Genomic DNA, 1099 nt, shown 5'->3' with positions numbered 1-1099 from the left:
TGTCCCGTCCTGAAATACGTTGACATAAAGAGGATTTCTTTATGACAACTTCAAGTAATCAAAGACCTAAGCGTACACAGCGTGATTACACCTTAGCTTTTAAATTGGGTGTAGTTGAGCGTGTAGAAAAAGGCGAATTCACTTATAAGCAGGCACAAGCTCACTTCGGGATACAAGGAAAGTCAACGGTACTAGTTTGGCTCAGAAAGCATGGTAGACTTGATTGGTCGAAACCATTTCAGCATCCACTTATGCCTAGTTCAAAAGAAACACCTGCCGAAAAAATAAAACGCCTCGAAAGAGAATTAGCTGACGAAAAGCTCCGTAATAAAATCCTTAATGGAATGGTAGATATTATGGATAACGAGTATGGAGCGGGCCTCAGAAAAAAGTACTTATCCGGTACGTCTGGCAAGCCAAAACAAGAAAAGAAATAAATTTGGCGGCAGCATGCCGGGTTGTGGGAATATCAAGACAGTCTGTTTACCAGTTTGTGTCTCGCATGGAATGCAGAAGAGCAGAGCTATCGATAATTCAAGACTGGGTACTTTATTGGCGCAAGTATATGCCGCAAATAGGGACGCGTAAGCTCTATAAACTTATAAAACCAAAGTTGGTTGAGCATGGGATTAAACTAGGTCGAGATGGCTTCTTTACTTACTTAAGGAGCGAGGGATTACTCGTTAAGCCAAAGAAAAGCTTTACCAAAACCACATTCAGTAAACATTGGATGAAAAAGCATCCAAATTTACTTAAGGAAGAAGGTCTGCATAATGCAGAGCATGTGCTTGTTAGTGATATCACCTATCTCGAATCCGACCAAGGTGTACACTATCTATCCTTAGTAACGGACTCTAGCACGCGTAAAATTGTAGGGCACCACTTGAGCTTGGATATGAAGGCTGAAAATGTAGTTAAAGCATTGAAGATGGCAGTCAAAGATAAACGATATGCAGGTAACAGTGTTCACCACTCAGACAGAGGGCTACAATACTGTTCAGCTATCTATCAGAATGAGTTGAAGGCGAATGGGATCCAGCCGTCAATGACAGATGGTTACGACTGTTATCAAAATGCATTAGCAGAGCGAATAAACGGT

1 pseudogene is annotated in these 1099 nt (G+C 41.4%); it reads left to right on the top strand.

Annotated elements, in window-relative coordinates:
• Positions 1-41: 41 nt before the first annotated feature.
• Positions 42-1099 (top strand): annotated as a pseudogene (locus tag JC525_RS19735) (IS3 family transposase); the annotation flags it as partial.

Origin of the sequence: Alteromonas sp. IB21 (assembly GCF_016405965.1) — a bacterium.
In the GTDB taxonomy this organism is placed as follows: domain Bacteria; phylum Pseudomonadota; class Gammaproteobacteria; order Enterobacterales; family Alteromonadaceae; genus Alteromonas.
The sequence above is the reverse complement of the archived record's forward strand: the minus strand, read 5'-3'. Positions and strand labels throughout refer to the sequence as shown.